Origin of the sequence: Mycolicibacterium fluoranthenivorans (assembly GCF_011758805.1) — a bacterium.
Classification (GTDB): domain Bacteria; phylum Actinomycetota; class Actinomycetes; order Mycobacteriales; family Mycobacteriaceae; genus Mycobacterium; species Mycobacterium fluoranthenivorans.
The window spans coordinates 1718644-1740253 of record NZ_JAANOW010000001.1 but is presented as its reverse complement, the minus strand read 5'-3'; the positions used below and the strand labels follow the sequence as shown (position 1 = coordinate 1740253).

At 68.2% G+C, this 21610-nt stretch carries 20 protein-coding genes; 5 read left to right on the top strand and 15 right to left on the bottom strand.

Going from position 1 to position 21610, the window contains the following annotated elements; translation table 11 throughout:
* Window positions 1-3: 3 nt before the first annotated feature.
* Together FHU31_RS08550 and FHU31_RS08545 are read left to right on the top strand one after the other, a co-directional pair.
* The gene (locus tag FHU31_RS08550) at window positions 4-1350 is read left to right on the top strand and encodes a coenzyme F420-0:L-glutamate ligase (protein WP_167157452.1); all 1347 of its coding nucleotides are present in this window, start codon (window positions 4-6) and stop codon (window positions 1348-1350) included.
* Window positions 1347-1886, top strand: coding sequence for an NUDIX hydrolase (locus FHU31_RS08545; protein WP_167157450.1), 540 nt, complete (start codon window positions 1347-1349; stop codon window positions 1884-1886). The genes FHU31_RS08550 and FHU31_RS08545 overlap by 4 nt, the downstream gene beginning before the upstream one ends.
* A 4-nt stretch (window positions 1887-1890) precedes the next feature.
* Here the strand turns inward: FHU31_RS08545 and manB are convergent, their stop codons facing one another.
* The 3 genes from manB to FHU31_RS08530 form a co-directional block, all read right to left on the bottom strand.
* Window positions 1891-2967 (bottom strand): mannose-1-phosphate guanylyltransferase ManB, encoded by a 1077-nt coding sequence (gene manB / locus FHU31_RS08540; RefSeq protein ID WP_170847179.1) that lies wholly within the window; start codon window positions 2965-2967, stop codon window positions 1891-1893.
* Between the two features lie 14 nt (window positions 2968-2981).
* A complete protein-coding gene (locus FHU31_RS08535) occupies window positions 2982-3902 on the bottom strand; it encodes a glycosyltransferase family 2 protein (protein ID WP_308206726.1) in 921 nt (306 codons plus the stop codon).
* A 79-nt stretch (window positions 3903-3981) separates the two neighbouring features.
* Window positions 3982-5034, bottom strand: coding sequence for a beta-galactosidase (locus tag FHU31_RS08530; RefSeq protein WP_208410174.1), 1053 nt, complete (start codon window positions 5032-5034; stop codon window positions 3982-3984).
* Window positions 5035-5241: 207 nt separating this feature from the next.
* On the opposite strand from FHU31_RS08530, the gene FHU31_RS08525 reads away from it, so the two are divergent.
* Together FHU31_RS08525 and FHU31_RS08520 are read left to right on the top strand one after the other, a co-directional pair.
* Window positions 5242-6714: an LCP family protein gene (locus tag FHU31_RS08525; RefSeq protein ID WP_167160789.1), complete on the top strand. Its 1473-nt coding sequence runs from the start codon at window positions 5242-5244 to the stop codon at window positions 6712-6714.
* Window position 6715: 1 nt separating this feature from the next.
* A complete protein-coding gene (locus FHU31_RS08520; protein WP_167157446.1) occupies window positions 6716-7426 on the top strand; it encodes a TIGR03089 family protein in 711 nt (236 codons plus the stop codon).
* Window positions 7427-7442: 16 nt separating this feature from the next.
* Here the strand turns inward: FHU31_RS08520 and FHU31_RS08515 are convergent, their stop codons facing one another.
* From FHU31_RS08515 to FHU31_RS08505, 3 genes are read right to left on the bottom strand one after another with little or no spacing between them, the layout of a single operon-like run.
* Window positions 7443-8600: an acyl-CoA dehydrogenase gene (locus FHU31_RS08515; protein ID WP_167157444.1), complete on the bottom strand. Its 1158-nt coding sequence runs from the start codon at window positions 8598-8600 to the stop codon at window positions 7443-7445.
* 47 nt (window positions 8601-8647) lie between these two features.
* On the bottom strand, window positions 8648-9175 hold the full coding sequence (purE, locus tag FHU31_RS08510) for a 5-(carboxyamino)imidazole ribonucleotide mutase (protein WP_167157442.1): 528 nt from the start codon (window positions 9173-9175) through the stop codon (window positions 8648-8650).
* On the bottom strand, window positions 9168-10427 hold the full coding sequence (locus FHU31_RS08505) for a 5-(carboxyamino)imidazole ribonucleotide synthase (protein WP_409371211.1): 1260 nt from the start codon (window positions 10425-10427) through the stop codon (window positions 9168-9170). The genes purE and FHU31_RS08505 overlap by 8 nt, the downstream gene beginning before the upstream one ends.
* Window positions 10428-10513: 86 nt before the next feature.
* Between FHU31_RS08505 and FHU31_RS08500 the strand changes: the two genes are divergently transcribed.
* Complete coding sequence (locus tag FHU31_RS08500) at window positions 10514-11200, top strand: GtrA family protein (RefSeq protein WP_263987904.1); 687 nt, start codon at window positions 10514-10516, stop codon at window positions 11198-11200.
* Here FHU31_RS08500 and FHU31_RS08495 read toward each other — a convergent pair.
* The 9 genes from FHU31_RS08495 to FHU31_RS08455 all read right to left on the bottom strand — a co-directional run bounded on the left by FHU31_RS08495 (window position 11155) and on the right by FHU31_RS08455 (window position 21609).
* On the bottom strand, window positions 11155-11673 hold the full coding sequence (locus FHU31_RS08495) for a PH domain-containing protein (protein WP_167157435.1): 519 nt from the start codon (window positions 11671-11673) through the stop codon (window positions 11155-11157). The genes FHU31_RS08500 and FHU31_RS08495 overlap by 46 nt on opposite strands.
* A gap of 10 nt (window positions 11674-11683) precedes the next feature.
* A complete protein-coding gene (locus tag FHU31_RS08490) occupies window positions 11684-12499 on the bottom strand; it encodes a biotin--[acetyl-CoA-carboxylase] ligase (RefSeq protein WP_167157433.1) in 816 nt (271 codons plus the stop codon).
* Complete coding sequence (locus tag FHU31_RS08485) at window positions 12496-13767, bottom strand: lipase family protein (RefSeq protein ID WP_167157432.1); 1272 nt, start codon at window positions 13765-13767, stop codon at window positions 12496-12498. Before FHU31_RS08485 ends, FHU31_RS08490 begins: the two co-directional genes overlap by 4 nt.
* 66 nt (window positions 13768-13833) lie before the next feature.
* Entirely contained in the window at window positions 13834-15282 is a 1449-nt protein-coding gene (locus FHU31_RS08480; protein ID WP_167157430.1) for a sugar transferase, read from the bottom strand.
* Window positions 15283-15757: 475 nt separating this feature from the next.
* Window positions 15758-16990 carry a lipase family protein gene (locus FHU31_RS08475; RefSeq protein ID WP_263987903.1) on the bottom strand — a complete coding sequence of 411 codons (1233 nt, stop codon included), beginning with the start codon at window positions 16988-16990 and terminating at the stop codon, window positions 15758-15760.
* Window positions 16987-18291, bottom strand: coding sequence for an acyltransferase family protein (locus FHU31_RS08470; protein WP_234901160.1), 1305 nt, complete (start codon window positions 18289-18291; stop codon window positions 16987-16989). Before FHU31_RS08470 ends, FHU31_RS08475 begins: the two co-directional genes overlap by 4 nt.
* 9 nt (window positions 18292-18300) lie before the next feature.
* Window positions 18301-19581: a lipase family protein gene (locus FHU31_RS08465; protein WP_263987902.1), complete on the bottom strand. Its 1281-nt coding sequence runs from the start codon at window positions 19579-19581 to the stop codon at window positions 18301-18303.
* A 7-nt stretch (window positions 19582-19588) separates the two neighbouring features.
* On the bottom strand, window positions 19589-20317 hold the full coding sequence (locus FHU31_RS08460) for a YveK family protein (protein ID WP_167157428.1): 729 nt from the start codon (window positions 20315-20317) through the stop codon (window positions 19589-19591).
* A complete protein-coding gene (locus FHU31_RS08455) occupies window positions 20314-21609 on the bottom strand; it encodes a lipase family protein (protein WP_167157426.1) in 1296 nt (431 codons plus the stop codon). Before FHU31_RS08455 ends, FHU31_RS08460 begins: the two co-directional genes overlap by 4 nt.
* Window position 21610: the final 1 nt, after the last annotated feature.

The window sequence follows — 21610 nt, the reverse complement described above, 5'->3', positions numbered from 1 at the left end:
GACGTGACGAGCACCGACCACGGCACCTCGAAAGCCATCGAGATCATCCCGGTCCTCGGCCTCGGCGAGTTCCGGCCGGGTGATGACGTGTCCGCGGCCATCGCCGCGGCCGCCGACTGGTTGCGCGATGACGACGTCGTCGTCGTCACCAGCAAGGTGCTGTCCAAGGCCGAAGGCCGCATCGTCGCCGCACCCACCGATCCCGAGCAACGGGACGCCTTGCGGCGCAAGCTCATCGACGACGAGGCCGTCCGCGTGCTGGCCCGCAAAGGCCGAACCCTGATCACCGAGAACGCCTTCGGGCTCATCCAGGCCGCCGCCGGGGTGGACGGTTCCAATGTCGACGGCGCCGAACTCGCGCTCCTGCCGGTGGATCCGGACCGCAGCGCGACCGCCGTACGCGACGGACTGGCGCAGCGCCTCGGGGTCCGGGTCGGCGTGGTGGTCACCGACACCATGGGCCGGGCCTGGCGCAACGGTCAGACCGATGTGGCGATCGGTGCCGCCGGACTGACCGTGCTGCACGGCTACGGCGGCTCACACGACAGCTTCGGCAATGAACTGATCGTCACCGAGATCGCGGTCGCCGACGAACTCGCCGCGGCCGCGGACCTGGTCAAGGGCAAGCTCACCGGGATACCCGTCGCCGTGGTCCGCGGACTGACACTGCACGACAACGGCACCGGGGGCCGCACCCTGGTCCGCAACGGCGAGGACGACCTGTTCTGGCTCGGCACCGCCGAGGCGATCGAGCTGGGCCGCACCCAGGCGCAGCTGTTGCGCCGATCCGTCCGCGAATTCCGACCCGACCCGGTCGATCCGGCGCTCATCGAAGCCGCGGTCGCCGAGGCGCTGACCGCCCCAGCCCCGCACCACACCCGCCCCGTTCGGTTCGTCTGGTTGCGCGACCCCGCCACGCGTGCCGCACTGCTGGACGCGATGAAGCGCCGGTGGGAAGCCGACCTGAGCGGCGACGGCCGCACCGCCGAGGAGGTGGCCCGTCGCGTGAACCGTGGCCGGATCCTCTACGACGCCCCCGAGATCGTCATCCCGTTCATGGTTCCCGACGGGGCGCACCACTATCCGGACCCGGCGCGCACGGCTGCCGAACACACCATGTTCACCGTCGCCGCCGGCGCGGCGGTGCAGGGCCTGCTGGTGGCCCTGGCCGCCCGGGCGGTCGGCAGCTGCTGGATCGGGTCGACCATCTTCGCCGCCGATACCGTGCGCCGCCAGCTGGACCTAACCGACGACTGGGAACCGTTGGGCGCCATCGCAATCGGATTCCCGCCCGCACCGCTGACACCGCGCGAGCCGGCCAGCACCGATGGCCTGCTGGTACGTCGATGACCTTGCATTCCTCGGTCCTGGCGGCGCTGACGCGCTGGGCGGCACCGAATCCCGAGCAGGACGCGCTGCGGCATGCGGTGCTGGCCTTCGTGCTGGCCCGGCCCGATGCCTGCCGCCGCGCCTGCGAACCCGGCCACATCACCGCATCGGCGTTGGTCCTCGACCACACCGGCACGCAGGCCCTGCTGACCCTGCACCCGCGGATCGGACGCTGGCTGCAACTCGGCGGCCACTGCGAGGACGAGGACTCCGACATCACCGCCGCGGCACTTCGCGAAGCCACCGAGGAGTCCGGTATCACCGGCCTGCGGCTGGATCCGGAACCGGCCGCGATCCACGTCCACCCGTTGACCTGCTCGCTCGGTGTGCCGACCCGCCACCTCGATCTGCAATTCGTGGCGCACGCCCCGGCCGGCGCCGAAATAGCGTGCAGCGACGAGTCACTCGATCTGCGGTGGTGGCCGCTGGCCGCGCTGCCCGAGGGCGACCCGGCACTGCACGCACTCGGGGCTGCGGCGGCCCGTCGATCGGCCTGAGGACTCAGACGTCCGAGGAATACCGGATGCCGCCATCCGGAATGGTCACACCCGGCCACACCCGCGCGCCGCGCAGCAGTTCGCACCGCGCACCGATATCGGCGCCGTCGCCGATCACCCCGTCACGGATGAGCGCACGCGGCCCGATCCTGGCGCCGAAACCGATGATGGAGCGTTCGATCACCGCGCCGGCGTCCACCCGGACGCCGTCGAAGATCACCGCGCCGTCCAACCGCGCACCCGCACCGATCTCGGCACCCCGGCCCACCACGGTGCCGCCGATCAGCACGGCACCCGGGGATACCGAGGCGCCGTCGTGCACCAGCGACTCACCGCGGACATGCGTCAGCGCCGGTGACGGGGCGATACCGCGGACCAGGTCGGACGAGCCACGCACGAAATCGTCGGGCGTACCCATATCGCGCCAGTACGAGTTGTCGACATAGCCGCACACCTTGCGGCCGTCGGCCAGCAGCCCCGGAAAGACCTCGCGTTCCACCGAGACCGGGCGGCCCTTCGGCAGCGCGTCGACGATCTCGCGCCGGAAGACATAGCAGCCCGCGTTGATCTGGTCCGTCGGCGGATCCTCGGTCTTCTCCAGGAACGCGGTCACCCTGCCCACGGTGTCGGTAGGGACGCAGCCGAACGCGCGCGGGTCACCGACCCGGACCAGGTGCAGGGTGACATCGGCCTGATTCTCTTCGTGCGAGGCCAACAGCGCGCCCAGATCGGCGCCGGAGAGGACGTCGCCGTTGAACACGAGCACGGTGTCATGACGCAGCTTGGAGGCGACGTTGGCGATACCGCCGCCGGTCCCGAGCGCCTCGGTCTCGACCACGTACTCGATCTGCAGACCCAGTTTGGAACCGTCACCGAACTCGGCCTCGAACACCTCGGCCTTGTACGAGGTCCCCAGGACGACATGTTCGATCCCGGCCGCCGCGATACGCGAGAGCAGGTGGGTGAGGAACGGCAGGCCGGCGGTGGGCAGCATCGGTTTGGGCGCGGACAGCGTCAGCGGGCGCAGCCGGGTGCCCTGGCCGCCGACCAGCACGACGGCGTCCACCTTCTTGGGATCCACAGGAGCATTCACCGTCAGCGTGGTCCTTTCGCCTGCCTGCGCCGTGAGCGACGCACCACCGCGCCGGACCGGGCGGTCAGCGCGGCCTTAATCGTCCAACGTAGCGGGGCCTGCCACCAATCGGGGTAGCGATCGGCGAGAAAGGTATAGGTACTCCGGTGGTGCGCGGCCAGGTTACGCGCGGGGTCGCGCCCCGTGGAATGACCCTTGTCGTGCAGCACCTCGGCGGCCGGCACGTAGACGTTGTCCCAACCGGCCTTGGCAAGACGATTCCCCAGGTCCACGTCTTCCATGTACATGAAGTAGCGCTCGTCGAACCCGGCGATGGCGTCGAACGCGGATCGTTTGAGCAGCAGGCAGGAACCGGACAGCCAGCCGACCACCCGCTCGCTGGGCGCCAGGTTCTCCTGGCGGTAGGCCGCGCTCCAGGGATTGGATTTCCACACCGAACCCACCACGGCATGCATGCCACCCCGGATCAGGCTCGGCTGCAGCCGAGCCGAGGGGTACACCGTGCCGTCCGGGTCACGGATCAGCGGCCCGAGCGCACCGGCGCCGGGCCGGCGCCCGGCCGCCTCGATCAGCGCGTCGATGCTGCCCGGGCCCCACTGCACATCCGGATTGGCCACCACGAAGTACTCCGCGTCGTCGTCGGCCAGGTAGCGCTGCACCGCCATGTTGACCGCGCTGCCGTAGCCGAGATTCGCGCCGGTCCGCAGCAGGTGCACCTCGGGATGGCTCGCCACCGCGGCCTCCGGTGCGCCGTCGGTCGAACCGTTGTCCGCCATCACCACGGTGACCGGCAATTCGGTCGCGTGCGGGAGTGTCGCCAGGAAGCGCTCCAGGTGCGCTCCGGGCGAGTACGTCACCGTCACGACGGTCAGTCGGCCGATCCGTGGGGTACCCGGCTCGGGGTCCGACCGATCGTCTGTCACGGCGTCGAGGGTATCGACGTGCCGGCGCCCAGAAGCCCCCGGGGCCGCCCCCGGCCGCGCGATCCGCACTCGGTCCCGACTAGCGGGCGAGGACGCTGGCGGTGAACTTCGGCTGCCAGTCCGTCGTCAGCAGTGCACCGAAATTCGCTTCGCGGTCACCGCGATTGGAGCTGTCGTTGTCGCGGATGCTGTAGATGAACGCAGGCCCGACGTAACCCAGACCGGCCGCGGCGGCCAACACATCGGTGATCTGCTTGGCCTGCTCCTGCTGACTCACGCCCTCGGCGGTGTCACTGGTCGGCGCGCCGAGTTCGGTGAACCAGATCTTCTTGCCGCCGTCACCGGCACCGGTCATCACATCGTGCATCAAGCCGACCTCGGACCACCCGCCCTCGGGGTCGGCCGCGATCCCGCCCGGCGTCACATAGGGGTGCGCCGCGGCGGCATCGAACGATCCCTGGACACCCGCGGCGTACAGCTGCTTGAGGAAGTTCGACGGAGACTCCGGTCCGGGCTGGCGACTGAGACCGGACATCACCACCGTGGCGCCGGGGTTGGCGGCCTTGATGGCCGGGTACGCGGCCTTGAGCATCCCGGCATAGACAGCAGCCCGGTTCTGGGTGAAGCCCATGAACAGCGGCAGGTTCGGCTCGTTCCAGACCTGCCAGGCCTGGATCCGGCCGGCATAGCGTTGCACCGCCTTGCCGGCGAAGTCCGCGAACTGGGAGGCGTCGGCCGGCGGCACCGACGGGAGCAGCGAGTTGAGTGCCTGCGGGCGGGCCCACGGCGGGGTGTAGAGCAGGACGCCCAGCACCCGCAGACCCTTGGCCGCGGCGGTGTTCACCGCGTTGTCCAGGTAGGCCCAGTTGTACTGGCCCTTGGTCTTCTCGATCGTGCTCCAGTCGACGGCGACGCGGTACCAGGAGGCACCCGTACGCGCGACGGCATCGAGCTCGCGATTGGTGTCCTCGAACGGCTCGTACGTCGGCGCTGCGCCCTGCCCGAACCCGTAACCGTCGGCCGGTGCGACGACTCCGGCATGCGACACCCCCGGCCCGACGGACACGAATGACGCGACCAGCGCTGCGATCAAAACAGCACGTCGCGCAGTACGTCCCAGGGTTTTCAGCATGAACGGCATGTTATCGCACCCTCATCTCGGTGAAATTGACACGCAGTCGACAGGTGGTCGACAGGGTATTGCCAGCTTCAGCCGATTATCGGCGCCGGGAGCCCCGGTGTTACCCGCCCCCTGGGAGATCGGCAAAGTACTGCCACGCCGATCGGGCTAACGGGTACCGACGCCCGATCCCAGTAGCCTGTCGGGGTGCCCCGCCGAATGCTCCAGATCGCTGCTGCCGTGGTCGCCTCGACCGTCGTCGCAGGCACCGGCTTCGCGTGGACCACCATCCGCTCGTTCGAAGACGGCATCAACCACGTGAACTCGGCGGCCCTCGGTGGTGGCGGCGACGACGGCGCGATCGACATCCTGCTCGTCGGACTCGACAGCCGCACCGATGCACACGGGAACCCCCTGTCCCCCGAGGAACTGGCCACCCTGCGCGCCGGTGACGACGTGTCGACCAACACCGACACCATCATCCTGGTCCGCATCCCCAACAACGGGAAGTCGGCGACCGCCATCTCGATTCCCCGCGACTCCTACGTCGATGCGCCCGGCCTGGGCAAGATGAAGATCAACGGTGTGTACGGCTCGGTGCACCTGGAGAAGATGAAGGAACTCGTCGAGCAGCAGGGCGAGGACCCCGCCACCGCAGAGCCCAAGGCCACCGAGGCGGGCCGCGAGGAACTCATCAAGACCGTCGCCAAGCTCACCGGCGTCACCGTCGACCACTACGCCGAGATCGGTCTGCTCGGCTTCGCGCTCATCACCGATGCCCTCGGCGGCGTCAACGTGTGCCTCAAAGACGCCGTGTACGAGCCGCTTTCCGGTGCGGACTTCCCCGCCGGCTGGCAGAAACTCAACGGTCCGCAGGCCTTGAGCTTCGTCCGGCAGCGCCATGACCTGCCGCGCGGCGACCTGGACCGGGTGACCCGCCAACAGTCGGTGATGGCGTCGCTGGCCCACGAGGTGATCTCCAGCAAGACGCTGTCGAGCCCGTCCACGCTGAACCGGCTGCAGGACGCCGTACAGCGCTCGGTGGTGCTGTCCGACGGCTGGGACATCATGGATTTCGTCCAACAGCTGCAGAAGCTGGCGGCCGGCTCCGTCGCTTTCGCGACCATCCCGATCCTGCAGGAGGACGGTTGGAGCGATGACGGCACCCAGAGCGTGGTCCGGGTCGACCCGACTCAGGTCCGCGACTGGGTGGAAGGGCTGCTCAACGACCAGGCCCAGGGCAAGACCGAGGAGCTGAGCTACTCGCGGGAGAAGACGACCGCCGATGTCGTCAACGACACCGACATCAACGGGCTGGCCTCATCCGTGTCCGAGGTGCTCACCGGCAAGGGCTTCACCGCCGGCGCGGTCGGCAACAACGAGGGTGCGCACGTCACCAACAGCCAGATTCAGGTCGCCAAGGTCGATGATCTTGGGGCGCAGGCGATTTCGAAGGAGCTGGGCAACCTGCCGGTTGTCGAGGACGCCTCGCTGGCGCCCGGTACGGTGCGCGTCGTGCTGTCCTCGGACTACACCGGACCGGGTTCGGGTCTGCAGGGGCCCACCGGCCTGTCCGGAGACTCCGCCGTCGTATCGCAAAGCTCGGGCGACGTGTCGGATTCCGCCGACCCGCCCCCGCCGCCGTCGCCGATCATCACCGCGGGTTCCAACGACCCGGCCTGTGTCAACTGACATGACGACAGTCAGTGCGGCACTGCTCGATCCGCTGATGCAACGCGATCCGGTCGGGCCCCGGATCACCTTCTACGACGATGCCACCGGCGAACGCATCGAACTGTCGACGGTGACGCTGGCCAACTGGGCCGCCAAGACCGCGAACCTGTTGCGCGACGAACTCGGCGCCGGGCCGGGCAGCCGGGTAGCGGTCCTGCTGCCGGCGCACTGGCAGAGCGCGGCCGTGTACTTCGGCATCTGGTGGGTCGGCGCGGAGGTCGCACTCGAGCGCACCGGTGACGCCGAGATCGCCCTGTGCACCGCCGATCGCCTCGACGAGGCCGACGCGGCCGCACCGATGGGCGAGATCGCCGTGCTGTCGCTGGACCCGTTCGGCAAGCCGGTACCGGATCTGGCGATCGGCCTGACCGACTACGCCACCGCGGTGCGGGTGCACGGCGATCAGATCGTGCCGGAACGCCACCCGGGGCCGGCACTGGACGGTCGCAGCGTCGCCGAGGTCCTCGCCGACGCATCGGAGCGCGCCCGGGCGCAGGGCCTCACCCCGCAGGACCGGGTGATGTCCAGCCGGCCGTGGTCCACCGCCACCGAACTGACCGACAACCTGCTGGCGGTCTTCGCCGCGGGGGCGTCGCTGGTACAGGTCGCCAACCCGGATCCGGCCGCACTGGACCGGCGCCGGCAGACCGAGAAGGTCACCCGGGGCTGATCGCCCCGTCGGCGGGTCAGCGCAGCAGCTGCCGCGACATCACCACACGCTGGATCTGGTTGGTGCCCTCGTAGATCTGGGTGATCTTGGCATCGCGCATGAACCGCTCCACCGGGAAGTCCACGGTATAGCCGTACCCACCGAACAGCTGGACCGCGTTGGTGGTGACCTCCATGGCCACATCGGAGGCGAAACACTTTGACGCCGACGCCAGGAACTGCAGGTTGGACTCGCCGCGCTCACCGCGCGCCGCGGCCGTGTACACCATCAACCGGGCGGCCTCGATCTTCATCGCCATGTCGGCGAGCATGAACTGGCTGTTCTGGAAATCGGCGATCGACTTGCCGAACTGCTTGCGCTCCTTGGTGTACGCGATCGACGCGTCCAGTGCGCCCTGGGCGATACCCACGGCTTGGGCACCGATCGTCGGGCGAGTGTGATCCAGGGTGGCCAGCGCGGTCTTGAAGCCGGTACCGGGCTCACCGATGATCCGGTCACCCGGAATACGGCAGTTCTCGAAGTACAGCTCGGTGGTGGGCGATCCCTTGATGCCCATCTTGTGTTCCTTGTGCCCGGCCGAAAAACCTTCGTCGTCCTTGTGCACGATGAACGCCGAAATCCCGTTGGCGCCCTTGTCCGGATCGGTCACCGCCATGACGGTGTACCAGGTGGACTTGCCACCGTTGGAGATCCAGCATTTGGTGCCGTTGAGGATCCAGTCGTCACCGTCGGCCACCGCGCGGGTGCGCATCGCACCGGCATCGCTGCCGGCCTCCCGCTCGGACAACGCGTAGGAGGCGGTGGCCTCCCCCGCGGCGATCGAGGGCAGCACCTTCTGCTTGAGCTCCTCGGAGCCGCGCATCAGCAGACCGGTGGTGCCCAGCTTGTTGCAGATCGGGATCAGCGAGGACGACGCGCACACCCGCGCGACCTCTTCGATGACGATGCACGCGGCGACCGCGTCGGCACCCTGACCGCCGTACTCCTCGGGAATGAACACGGCCGAGAAACCCGATCCGTCCAGCGCGGCCAGAGCCTCGTCGGTGTAGCGCGCCTGAGCATCCACCTCTGCGGCGTACGGCGCGATCTCCTTCTCGCACAGCGCGCGCAGCACGGTGCGCAGCTCATTGTGCTCGTCGGACAGCTGGAACAGATCGAACGACGGGTTGTCCATCACAGACTCCTTGCTACTCGTGGGTAACTTTAGGTGCTACGACCGCGCTATTCCAAGCCGCCCAGCAATCGGTCGCGCAGGGCCGCATCCTTGGCCAGCACCGTCGCCTCCAGGTCGGCCTGGAACCGCTCGATCCGGGCGCGCAGCGCGGCATCGCCGGCACCCAGGATGCGCACGGCGAGCAGGCCGGCATTGCGCGCGCCGCCGATGGACACCGTCGCCACCGGCACCCCGGCCGGCATCTGCACGATCGACAGCAGCGAGTCCAGGCCGTCCAGCCGCGCCAGCGGCACCGGCACGCCGATCACCGGCAGCGGTGTCGCCGAGGCCACCATGCCGGGCAGATGCGCGGCACCCCCGGCGCCCGCGATGATGACCTCGATGCCCCGGCCCGCCGCGGTCTGTGCGTAGTCCAGCATCCGGCCCGGCGTGCGGTGCGCCGAGACCACGCCGACCTCGAACGGGATGTCGAACTCGGCCAGCGCCTCGACGGCCGCCTCCATCACCGACCAGTCGCTGTCGCTGCCCATGATGACCCCGACCCGCGGACCCGCCTTGGCCCTGCCTTCAGTCATGTGAATGCCCATCCCATCCGTCCGTCCACTGTGCGTGCGACAACCAGTGCGCCGCCCGCTGAGCTCGTTCCCTCAGTCCCGCAACGTATTCCGCATTGTCGGGAGACGCCGGGCCCGCCCCTGCCCCATTCGGCCCGCCGACGATGTTCACGTGCCCGATCTTGCGGCCCGGCCGCTCCCCCTTGCCGTACATGTGCACCTTGGCGTCGGGCATCCGGCCGAACAGGTGGTGCACCCGCTCGTCCATCGACATCTGCGGGGTCTGTGCGGCACCCAGGACATTGCCCATCACGGTGACCGGGGCCAGCGCACCGGTATCGCCGAGCGGATAGTCCAGCACGGCACGCAGGTGCTGTTCGAACTGGCTGGTGCGCGCGCCGTCCATGGTCCAATGCCCGGAGTTGTGCGGTCGCATGGCCAACTCGTTGACCAGGATCGCGCCGTCGGTGGTCTCGAACAGTTCGACGGCCAGCACGCCGACCACCCCGAGCTCATCGGCCAGCCGCAAGCCCAGCGCCTCGGCGGCCGCGGCGGTGTCCCCGCTCAGTCCCGGCGCCGGCGCGATGACCTCGACGCAGATGCCGTCGCGCTGCACGGTCTGCACCACCGGCCACGCCGCACCCTGCCCGAACGGCGACCGGGCGACCAGCGCGGAGAGCTCCCGGCGCATGGCCACGCGCTCCTCCAGCAGCACCTCGACGCCGTCGGCCAGGTATCCCTGCACCACCTCCCTGGCCTGGGCCAGGTCACGGGCCAGCACCACACCGCGGCCGTCGTATCCGCCGCGGACCGTCTTGATCACCACCGGTCCGCCGATCCGGGCGGCGAACGTGTCCACGTCGTCGACGTCCGTCACCGCCGTGTACCGCGGGATCGGGGCACCGAGCGCCTCCAGCTTGCGCCGCATCACCAGCTTGTCCTGCGCGTGGATCAGCGCCTGCGGTGGCGGTGCCACCGTGACGCCTTCGGCGACCAACTGGTCCAGCAGCGCCGTCGGGACGTGCTCGTGGTCGAAGGTCAGCGCGTCGGCACCGGCGGCCACCTGTCGCAGCGCGTCCAGGTCCGTGTGAGCGCCGAGCACCACATCCGGGCTGACCTGTGCCGCGGGCTCATCGGGCCCGGCCGAGAGCACCCGCAGGGTCTGGCCGAGCGCGATCGCCGCCTGGTGCGTCATCCGGGCCAGCTGCCCACCGCCGACCATGGCGACGACGGGTACCGAGGAGCTATCGCGAGTTCGGGGCACGGGACCTATGTTGGCATGTCCAGATGGCGGCTCTGCACCCACCGCGACCTGCGCAGGTTCACGTTGGCAACCGAGTTTCCGTAGACTCGACCCTCGTGTCCTTTGCAGATGCCACGATCGCGCGGCTTCCCAGCCCGATCCGGCCGTTCGCCGAGCGGCACCACGAGCTGATCAAATTCGCCCTGGTCGGTGCGACGACGTTCGTCATCGACTCGGCGATCTTCTACACGCTGAAGCTGACGGTGCTCGAACCCAAGCCGGTGACCGCCAAGATCATCGCGGGCATCGTCGCCGTCATCGCCTCCTACATCCTGAACCGGGAGTGGAGCTTCAAGGACCGCGGCGGCCGGGAGCGGCACCACGAGGCCCTGCTGTTCTTCGCGGTCAGTGGCGTCGGCGTGCTGCTGAGCATGGCACCGCTGTGGGTGTCGAGCTACATGCTCCAGTTGCGCGTGCCCGAGGTGTCGCTGACCGTCGAGAACATCGCCGACTTCGTCTCGGCCTACGTCATCGGCAACCTGCTGCAGATGGCGTTCCGGTTCTGGGCGTTCCGGCGGTGGGTCTTCCCCGACGAGAACGCCCGCAACCCGGAGAAGACGCTGGAATCCACGCTGACCGCGGGCGGTATCGCCGAGGCGTTCGAGGACCAGCACGAGCACGGACAGCTCGGCGACAGTGCGCAGAAGTCCGGCCCGACCGGCACGGTCACGCCGCTGCGGCGGGCGCACCACTCGGCTCAGCTGGGCGATTCCTCGGACCCCAGGGTGTCGAAGACTTCGTGATACAGCAGCGAGTGGACCTGCTCCACCCGCGGAATGTCGTGGAACTCCAGCGGATCCTGTGACGCCGACTCGATGATCAGCGTGCCGGTGCGCAACATCCGGTCCAGCAGCCCGTGCCGGAACTCCACACTGTTGATCCGCGCCAGCGGAATATCGATCCCCGACCGGGTCAGCAGCCCGTGCCGGAACATCACCCGCCGGTCGGTGATCACGAAATGCGTCGTCCACCAGTTGAGGAACGGCCAGACCGTGAGCCACCCGACGATGATCAACCACAGCGCGGCCAGCACCAGCAGCACGACCCGTTTGACGGTGCCGTCCCAGTCGGAGTTCTGCACGACGGCCGCACCGAACGAGGCCAGCGCGGTGACGATCAACAACACCAGGGCCGGTCCGATCAACCGCTTCCAGTGCGGGTGCCGGTGCAGCACCACCCGCTCGTCACCGGCGAGCACATTGTCCGGATAACCCACGCAGACGACCTTACTGCTCGGCTGCTCCCGGAGCGGGCCGTAAATGCACAATGTCACCGGCGGCGACCGTCACCGTTCCGTCCGCCGACTCGATACACAACTGGCCGCGGTCGTCGACTCCGGTGGCGGTGCCCACGATCTCACGGTCCCCCGGCAGCAGCGCCCGGACCCGCGCGCCGATCGTGCTGCTGCGCCGCCGGTAATCGCTCAGCACACTGCCGTCCCCGCCGCGCCATTCCTCGATCCGGGTACCCAGGTGCCGAAGTACGTTGAGCACCAACCGATCACGGTCGACGGTGCCACCGGCGGCGAGCACCGAGGTTGCGCCCGGCTGATCGATCTCGTCCGCGCCGACGGTCACGTTCAGGCCGATCCCGACGACGACCGCCCGTTGCGGCGAGGCGACCTCGGCGAGGATGCCGGCGATCTTGGCCCCGTCCACGAGTACGTCGTTGGGCCACTTGAGTGAGCCGGCCACCCCGACCTCAGCGAGCGCCTCGACCACGGCAACCCCGGTCAGCAGTGGCAGCAGGGCCCAGTTCCGCTCGTCGACCCCCGCGGTCGACACACCGACCGACATCGCGATCGAACCCCTCGGAACACCCGACCACACCCGGCCGCCGCGGCCTCGTCCGGCCGTCTGATGCTCGGCCAGCAGGACGGCCCCACCGATATCCTCACCGGCGGCCGCACGGGCGACCAGGTCGGCGTTCGTGGAGCCGGTCGTCTCGATGACGTCGAGACGCCGCCACCCGGACGCGGCCGCGGTGATCGTCGTACGCAGTGCCGTGGCATCCAGAGGAGCCCGGTGAGTGTCAGCAGTCATCGACAGTCATTGTGCACGGGTCGACCGGCGAAACGGTCGAGCAGCCACTGCAATTGCGTCGCCAGGTCGACATCTGAGTGTCCTTTGCCCGGTTGGAACTCGATGGTCACCGTGCCACCCATGGCGCAGGCTCGCGCGATCGCGGCACGCGTCCACTCCGCATCGATGTAGGCGTCCGCCCCGCCGTACCACACCGACATCGGGGCAGACAGGGCACGTTGCGGAAGTGCCCACTGCTGCAAGAACTTTCGCAACATCGCGGCAGCTTCCGGGGTGCGTGGCGCGAACTCCGATCCGGTCAGCTTGTCCGCGACCGCAGATCTCTGCATCAGCTCCGAACCCTGACACGCGGTCAGCACCGCCCAGTCCTGCGCGGACACGCCGCTGCGGAAATCGTCCCGGTCAAGATCGGGATGGCGCCGCGCCAGCGACTCGACGATCAACGGCATGCTCAGACGCTGTTCCCGGCTGAGCGTGCCGGCCGACGCCAAGTCGACGAATTTCGTGACGTCAGCGGCGGGCGCGGCCGCGACCGCACCGATGAGCTGCAGTTCGGGTGCATACGCGCCGGCCTGTTCATCGGCCGCCCACGCGGCGGCGCCGCCCTGCGAATGACCGAACGCGGCCCACGTGGTCGACGTCTGCCCGGGGAACGCGTGCCGCAGCGCCCGCACGGAGTCGATCATGTTCAGTCCCGCCGTCCGGGCGTCCAGGTAGGGGTGCACCCCCTTGACGCCCAGGCCCTCGTAATCGGCCACCGACACGGCGTAGCCCCGCTCGACCAGCGGCGCCACGAAGCTCAGTGCGCCCTCCAGCCACGGCGACAGGGATGGCCCGCAGGGCCCGTCGATACCGACCGTGCCGTGGCCCACCGCCACCACCGGCCACCCGCCGGCGGGCGGTTCACCCAACGGTGTGAACACCGAACCGGAGACCACGGTGGGTGCACCGGTATCCCCCGACGTGGACCGGTAGAGGACGCGCACCGCCCGCAGGTTCCGTCCCGCCAGGGTCTGCGTCACCGACGGCATCGTGGTGGCCGTGACCAACGAACCCGGACCCGAGCCGGAGAAGTCCGCCGTCGCGACCGGTACCGGCGGACCCTGCAGCGGTGAGAAGGCGTTATAGGAGGCGTTGACGAGCCAGGTTGCCGCGGGCACCGCGAGCGGCAGCAGCTGCACACCGCCGATGACGAATACCACCACGGTGACGAGAGCGAGGATGGCCTTGGCCCAACCCGCCGGGCCATTCACCGACGGGCGCCACATTCCAGCCACATTACCGGAGCCGCACAGGACGGCTCTCGCGCGATTTCAGCCGGACGATGCGTCCGATCAGTAGGCGCCGGCCCCACCCAGGACCGTGCGGACCGTCTTGAACGCGATGAGCACATCGCTGCTGATCGACCAGTTCTCGACGTAGGAGAGGTCCAGCCGGACCGAGTCGTCCCAGGACAGATCCGCGCGGCCGCTGACCTGCCACAGTCCGGTGATCCCGGGCAGCACGAGCAGACGGCGACGCACCTGCTCGGTGTAGGCGTCGACCTCGCAACGCAGGGGCGGCCGCGGACCGACGACACTCATGTCCTTGGTGAGGACGTTGAAGAACTGCGGCAACTCGTCGATGCTGTAGCGCCGCAGAATGCGGCCCACCGGTGTCACCCGCGGATCCTCGCGGATCTTGAAGAGCACGCCACCGGAGAAGTCGTTGAGTGCACTCAGCCGGCCGACCTGCTTGTCGGCATCGACCACCATCGTGCGGAACTTGATCATCTTGAACGGGGTGCCGTCGATGCCGATACGTTCCGAGCAGTAGAAGATCGGGCCACGGCTGGTGAGCTTGATGGCGATCGCGCTCAGGATCATCAACGGCGCGGCGCACATCAGCACGCCGAGGGACACCACCACGTCGAAGACGCGCTTCTGCAGCTTCTTGGTTCCGCTGTACTGCGGCCGCTCCATGTGGATCAGGGGCAAGCCGGCCACCGGCCGCATGGTCAGGCGCGGACCTGCCACGTCGACCATGCCCGGGGAGACCACCAGGTCCACGCCGAGGCGGTCCAGGTCCCATGACAGTTCCCGCACGCCGGCCGGGCCGAGGTGATCTGTGGTGGTCAGCGCGACGGTGTCGGCGCCGCTCGCCGCCAGCGCCGTCTCGACGCTGTGCTCATTGCCCAGGACCGGCAGCGACCCGACTCCCGGGATGTCAATGGTGCCGCCGGCGGGATGGCCGGTAAGGCACACCCCGACCACCGAATAGCCGTAGTCACGCGCGCGGCCCAAAGACTGCACGAGGCTCTGCACGGCCGCGGGACTGCCGACCGCCAACACCGAGTTCACACAGCGGCCGCCCTTGCGGTACCAGCTCAGCACCCGGCGAGCCAAACTGCGGCTGATCATCAACAGCACCAGGCCGAGCGGGAACGCCACCGCCAGGTAACCGCGGGCGTATTCCGGCCGGAAGATCATCACGGTGACGGCGACGACGCCGATGGTCGACATGGTGGCCGACAGCACCCGCCGGTACTCCTCGGTCCCGGCGCCGACGATCCGCGGCGAGCGGGTTCCGTAAGCGGCCAGCATGCCCAGCCACATCAGGCCGAAGATCACCGACAACAAGCCGAAGTAGATGGTCAGCGGGTCGAACTGGGTAACCGGACGCCCCAATCGGACCATCTGCGCACACGCCATCGCGGCACCCACGACGACCACATCGGAGACCGTCAGGGCAATGACGTAGCGACGTTGCCATGCCAGTCCTTGCGAACGGTCGGCAACCGCCACCAGCGGCGATTTCACCGCGGTCGCGTCCCGGGGTTCAGCAAACTGTCCGAGAGCAGTTGTATCACTAGAAACCAGTGCCACCGCTAATTCCCTCTCATCGTGGCGAGATTCTTCATATTACACACGTTTCAGGCCGACGGAGCATCTTTGCAGAGGTTTGCTAGCCACTAGTACGGCGGTGCAACATTGCAAGTCCGTCCGCAATCGTGCCGACGGGGAGCTACCAGGAACAGCTGGACTGAGGCTTATCTCACCACAGACAAAAAGTTCTGCAACCGCAACGGGAATGCTAGTTGCCAGAAACCCGCCGTCAAAGCAATTCGCCGCATAAACGGCGGACGTATCGAGAATCACTCGAGAACGATTCAGCCGGGCCAGTGCCGGCGGTCCACTTTTTGGCAAACGTCGGGCCCGAAAAAGCACTCCACAGCCAGGCATTTCCGGCAGCGGTGGAGCACTGCGGGGAAATCCAGGATCAGGGCTTCGCGACGCACCCGTCGGTGACCGGGGCGCCGGCGAACCGCTCCCCCAGCCAGTCGACCTGGGACGCGAAGTCGAGATCGCCGTGCCCTTTGTCGGCCTGGAAGTCCGATGTCACCACGCCTCCGAGGTCACACGCCCGCCGCATCGCGTCCTCGGTCCAGGCCGGGGCGATGTACTCGTCCTTGCCTCCGTAGACCACCGACATCGGCGCCGACAGCCGCCGTTGCGGCAGCGCCCATGCGTTGAGGTAGCCGCGCAACCGGTCGGCCGCCTCCGGTGAATGCGGTGCGATGTCCTCCGGCTGCAGGCGATTGATCACCGCTTCCCGTTCGTGGACCTTGTCGCCACTGCAGGCGACCAGCACATCCCACTTCTCGGCGGCGATCCCGCGGCGATAGTCGTCTCGATTGATATCGGGATGCAGCCGCGCCAGCGATTCCACGATCACCGCCAGCGTCGGCATCTGTTCGCGGGTCAGCTTCTGCTGAACCGCCAGATCGACCAGGCCCGCGACGTCGGCCGCCGGCGCCAGCGCCACCACCCCGACGGGCAGCATCTCCGGCGCATAGGTACCCGCCTGCTCCCCCGCGGCCCAGACCGCCCCGCCGCCCTGCGAGCCGCCCAGCGCGGCCCAGCGCTCCGAGACACCGTCGAAGGTGCGTCTCAGCGCCCGCACCGAGTCGATGACATTCAGCCCGGCGGTGCGCGCATCGAGATAGGGATGCACGCCGGGGTTACCCAGACCCTGGTAGTCGGCCACCGCGACCGCGTAGCCGGCGGCCACCAGATTGGTCACCCAGTCGACGGCGCCCAACAAGGTGGGTGACAGCGACGGCCCGCACGGCTCGTCGATGCCCAAGGTGCCGTGCCCGTAGGCGATCACGGGCCAGCCACCGGGCGGTGGGGGGCCGCTGGGCGTGAACACCGAACCGGACACCACCGTGGGGGCGCCGGTGTCACCTTCGGTGGAGCGGTAGACCACCCGGGCCGCGCGAATCGGCGCGCCGGTGAGGCGGCGGTTGAACGCGGGCATGGTGACGGCGCTGACGAGCGTCCCGGGCCCCGTACCACTGAGGTCGGCGGTCGCGATCGGCTGCGAATCCTGCGGGTCGGATTGCATTCCGACGAACTGCCGTACCGACGGGGACACCGCCAACAGCAATCCCGCGGTCAGCACGACGACAACGGCGATCACCGCTGCCCACAACAGCTTTCGGCGTTTCACCGTTTCCGGAATCGTTTCGCCAGATCCAGCCCGGGCTTCTCGACGAAGTAGTAGGTGACGGTTGCGACCGCCAGCGTGACGACGGTGACCACGGCCATGTTGCGCAACATGCCGCCCCAGGTGTCACCGGCCACCAGGTTCAACCGGCCCAGCAGCAACAGCAGCGGGTAGTGCCACAGGTACACCGACATGGAGATCAGCCCGACGAAATAGAACGGCCGGGCATCGATCCACCGCGCCAATCTGGATGGGGCGCCCCAGGCCAGCGGCAGGATCACCATCACGATGAACAGCGCGGAGACAATGCCGAGAACGCCGTAGCCGAACGGGCTCAGGTCCTTGACCAGTTTGAGCGTCAGCACGCCGAACACCGGAATGCCCAAGATCGCGGCCCGGTGAATCCACTTGGCCGCCCGTTCCCCGATGACCGCCTGCTCGATCGCCACGAACAGGATCGCCGCGAGCATGCCGTAGGCGAAGAGGTCGGCATTGGTCAGGATGCTGCGGCTGAACACCGCGGCCAGGTTCGGGCCCCAGTTCTGCAGCCAGATGTCGGGCATGTACGTCCCGCCGTCCGGGGTGAAGTTGTGCACGTTGACGTGCTCGTACACCCACGGGGTCAGGGCCCGGCCGATATAGGCCACCACCAGCAGGATGGCCGGGGCCACCAACGCCAGTTTCAGCGGTGCGACGTTCAACCGCCGGCGCAACGCGAACATCAGCAGGCCCAGCAGCGGCAGCGACAGGTAGAACGCGATCTCCAGGGTCAGCGACCAGGACGGGTTGATGCCCGTCTGGACGTAGTCCGGGATATAGGTCTGCACCAGGGTCAGGTTGGCCAGCAGCTTGCCGGGATCGGTGATCATGCCGGTGCCGTGCTGGGTGCCCGGCAGCTGGGTCGTCGGATTCTCGACGTACACCGCACGAAGCACGAAGTTGCAGATCAGGAAGATGACCACGTACCCGGGGAAGACCCGGAACACCCGGTGCAGAAAGTAGGTGCGGGTATCGGGCATGTCCGCACCCGGCTTGGTCAGCCTGCGCACGTACGGCAGGAACAGCAGGAAGCCACTGAGCACGAAGAACAGGATCAACGCCAGCCCCAGGACATCCAGCAGCGCCTTGTGATGCGTGACCGGGGTGTAGAACTCGCCGACATGGCCGACGACGACCGCCAGACAGCCCAGTCCACGGATCCCGTCCAGCCCGACGACCCGTCGGTGGGTCGGCGAACTCGCGATCACCTGGGATTCGATGGGCAGCTCAGCGGGCAGCTCAGCCTCGGCTCTCTCACTCATCATTCAGGCTCATCATTCGGGCAACGTCAGCTGAGGAACCTTGCGGATGGACGGGCCGCCCTCGATCGTGCAGGTGCTGACCGGCGGATCGCCCCTGAACCGCTGTTGGATCCAGTCCAGCGCCTCGGTCGGATCGAAGTCCCCGTGGCCACGGCCGACCGCCACGAACGACGCGATGACACTGCCCATATCGCAGGCTCGCTGCACCGCGGCGTCGGTCCAGGCCACCGGGATCAACTGATCTTGGTCGCCCTGCAGCACCAAGGACGGCACGCCGGCCTGTGACCGGGGCAGCCCGCTCATCTGGATCAGGTACGTGCGCAGCTGGTCGGTGGCCGCCTCACTGGCCGGACGCAAGTCATCGGGCGACAGCGAGCTGGCGACATCGAGTCGTTTCTCGGTCGAGTCGGCCGAACACCCGGCGAGCAGAGTCCAGTTCGCCTGCGCACCGCCGCGACGGTAATCGTCCAGGTTGAACTCGGGATGTTCGGTCTTGAGCGTCGTGAGGATCAGCACCATCGCGATCGACTGCTGAGGCGTCAGCGCCCCGGCCATCGCGAGGTCGGCCAGCCCGGAGAAATCGGCCGCCGGTGACACACTGACCGAACCGACCAGGTTGAGGTCCGGGCTGGAGTACGCGGCGTTCAGTTCGTTGGCGGCCCAGGACGCCTGACCGCCCTGCGACACCCCGAAAGCCACCCACTTGTCCGAGGCGGCGGGCAGGAGTTTCCGGGCGGCCCGGGCGGCGTCGATCATGTTGTAGCCCTCGGTGGTGGCATCGAGGTACGGGTGGTAACCGGTAGTGGAGCCCAGTCCCTGATAGTCGGGCACCACCAGCACATAACCGAGCAACAACAAGGCCCGGATCGCATCGGCCGCACCGGACAACGACGGCGACAACGACGGCGCACAGTCGGAGTGGATCCCGACGGTGCCGTGACCGAAGACGATGACCTGCCAGCCGCCCTCGGGCGGGCTGCCGAGCGGCTCGAACACGCTGCCGGTGACGGTCTGAAGGCTGCCGTCGATGCCGGAGGTGGAGACGTAACTGATCCTGGCCGCGACCTCGGAGGCCCGGATGATCCGGCGGTCGACGGTGGGCAGCGTGATCGCACTGCGCAGCGTTCCCGGACCCTCACCGGAATAATCCCCCGGCAGGTGGAGTTCGTGATCGCCGCCGGACGACTGCGGCGCCGGCTCACCGGTCTTGGCGGCGCTGCAGCCGGTCAACACCACCATCGCGGCCAGCGCACTCGCCGTCAACGCACGCGCAGCGGTCCTCGCAGATTTCACAAAGCTCCTACGTCTTCCGGTGCGTCGCAAGTTTGACAATGTAATTTAGCTGCCCGCGCGTGCCCACGGTGCCACGGGCGATCTCGACCGCCAGCATGATCAGCGCGCTGACCGCCAGGCCGACCCCGGCGCCGATCGACATCGGCCCCAGGATCGGGGTCGGCACCAATTGTGCCGTCTTCGCCACGCCGACCGGCAACAATTCCGCAAGCGGGCCCTTGTACTGAATATCGTCGTTGAACTTGGACTCGAACCATTCGAGTTCTTTCGACAACGTCACCAGGTTGCTCCCGATGGCGTTGGCCTCCTTGACCGCGGTCTCCGGGTTCGAGTTGGTGACGGTGACACGCATGAACACCGAATTCGCCCGGCCTCGCGCGTCCGCCCCACCGGGCACCCATTCCGCCGACACCCGCGCGGCGAGATCCTCCGGCCGGGTCGTCGACTGCAATTCCTGGACGGCACGCTGGGCGACCAATCTGGACTTCGCCAACTCCACGTAGCTCGGTATGCGCAGTTTCGCGCCCATACCGCCGTAGTACAGCGCGAACGTGCTCGGGTCGCCCGCGACGGTGGCGAACACTTCGACGGAGGCCGTGTAGCTGGCCGGTCGCGCTTTGACCGCGGCGACCGCCGCACCGGCAGACAGCACGGTGGCCACCAGGACGATCAGCCACACCCGCGCCAGCATCGAGGCGTAGTCGCGCAGCCGCGGTACCTCGACCGGGGCCCTCACTTGGGAAGTTCCGACTTCTGCCAGTCCGCGCAGTTGCTCGGCGGAGCCGGGACCCCCGACAGCCGATCGTTGAGCCAGCCCATCACGAAGGCCTGGTCGAGGTCGGCGTGCCCCTTGCCCGGGTCCTTCTTGATCTCCAGGTTGCTGCCCGCCGCACAGGCCCGGCTGATGGCCGTCTCGAACCAGGCCTGGTTGACCAGGCCGTCCTGCGTGCCGTAGGCGACCACCAACGGGGTGTCGATGCGCTGGCTGCTCGGCACCGCGCGGGCCGCGAGCTGCTCACGCAGCCACACCACGTCCTCATAGGTCTTGGGCTTCAGATCGGCGTTGGTCATCGTCTCCCAGACCCGGCCCACCTGGTCGAAGTCCGTCGGGATGCAGTTGAGGATCAGATCCCAGTTCGCCGCCGTGACACCCGAGCGGAAGTCGTCCAGGTTCATCTCCGGGTGGAACCATTTGATCGACTGCAGGGCGTAGACCATGGTCACCCGCTGCTCATTGGTCAGGGTGCCGTTCCAGGCCGCATCGGCCAGACCGGACATATCCGCCGCCGGCGCCATCGCGATGGTGCCCAGCAGATCCAGGCCCTTCCCGTACTCCTGCGCTTCCTCCGCTGCGGCCCACACGGCCAGGCCGCCGGCCGAGTGTCCGTAGGTCATCCACTTGTCGCTGATCTCGGCGCCGACCCGACGCGCCGCGCGCACCGAATCGATGATGTTGTAGCCGTAGGTCTTTGCGTCCAGGAACGGATGGGCGTACCCCTTCACCCCGGAACCCTGGAAGTCGCTGGCGGTGACGGCGTAGCCGGCCTTGATGAACTGGTCCATGGACCAGGCCTGTTTCGGCAGGTTCGGGAACAAGCTGGATGCGCACTTGTAGAGCACACCCTTGGTGCCCTGCCCGAATCCGATGACGGGCCAGCCACCCTTGGGCGGAACGCCCGCCGGGATGGCGATCGCGGCAGACACCTCCGTCGGTGACCCGTCGATCCCCGAGGTGGACCGGTACACCACGCGCATGTACGTGGCGCCGTCCTCATCTAGCAGTTCAGCCCCGCCCTTGATCGGCTCGACAGAGACCAACGATCCCGGTCCGTCGTCGGTCATGTCCGGCGGGGCAAGCTGCGGCTTGCCCTCGTATTGCGGGGCGAAGGTCTTGATTGCGGGAGCGTCCTGCCGCTCGGCCTGGCGGGGCGCCTCGGTCGAACAGGCGCTGACCGAGGAGGCCACCACGAGCACGGTGAGAGAACCGGCCAGCAGCGCGGTCAGCCGCCCCAGGCGCAGCGACGGCATG

What these genes read in the sequence shown, in the direction of transcription:
- FHU31_RS08520 (WP_167157446.1), top strand. Translation starts at nt 6,716, where the DNA reads ATGACGACAGTCAGTGCGGCACTGCTCGATCCGCTGATGCAACGCGAT.
- FHU31_RS08545 (WP_167157450.1), top strand. Translation starts at nt 1,347, where the DNA reads ATGACCTTGCATTCCTCGGTCCTGGCGGCGCTGACGCGCTGGGCGGCA.
- FHU31_RS08485 (WP_167157432.1), bottom strand. Translation starts at nt 13,767, where the DNA reads ATGTGGCGCCCGTCGGTGAATGGCCCGGCGGGTTGGGCCAAGGCCATC.
- FHU31_RS08525 (WP_167160789.1), top strand. Translation starts at nt 5,242, where the DNA reads ATGCTCCAGATCGCTGCTGCCGTGGTCGCCTCGACCGTCGTCGCAGGC.
- FHU31_RS08530 (WP_208410174.1), bottom strand. Translation starts at nt 5,034, where the DNA reads ATGCTGAAAACCCTGGGACGTACTGCGCGACGTGCTGTTTTGATCGCA.
- FHU31_RS08455 (WP_167157426.1), bottom strand. Translation starts at nt 21,609, where the DNA reads ATGCCGTCGCTGCGCCTGGGGCGGCTGACCGCGCTGCTGGCCGGTTCT.
- FHU31_RS08515 (WP_167157444.1), bottom strand. Translation starts at nt 8,600, where the DNA reads ATGGACAACCCGTCGTTCGATCTGTTCCAGCTGTCCGACGAGCACAAT.
- purE (WP_167157442.1), bottom strand. Translation starts at nt 9,175, where the DNA reads ATGACTGAAGGCAGGGCCAAGGCGGGTCCGCGGGTCGGGGTCATCATG.
- FHU31_RS08490 (WP_167157433.1), bottom strand. Translation starts at nt 12,499, where the DNA reads ATGACTGCTGACACTCACCGGGCTCCTCTGGATGCCACGGCACTGCGT.
- FHU31_RS08470 (WP_234901160.1), bottom strand. Translation starts at nt 18,291, where the DNA reads ATGATGAGTGAGAGAGCCGAGGCTGAGCTGCCCGCTGAGCTGCCCATC.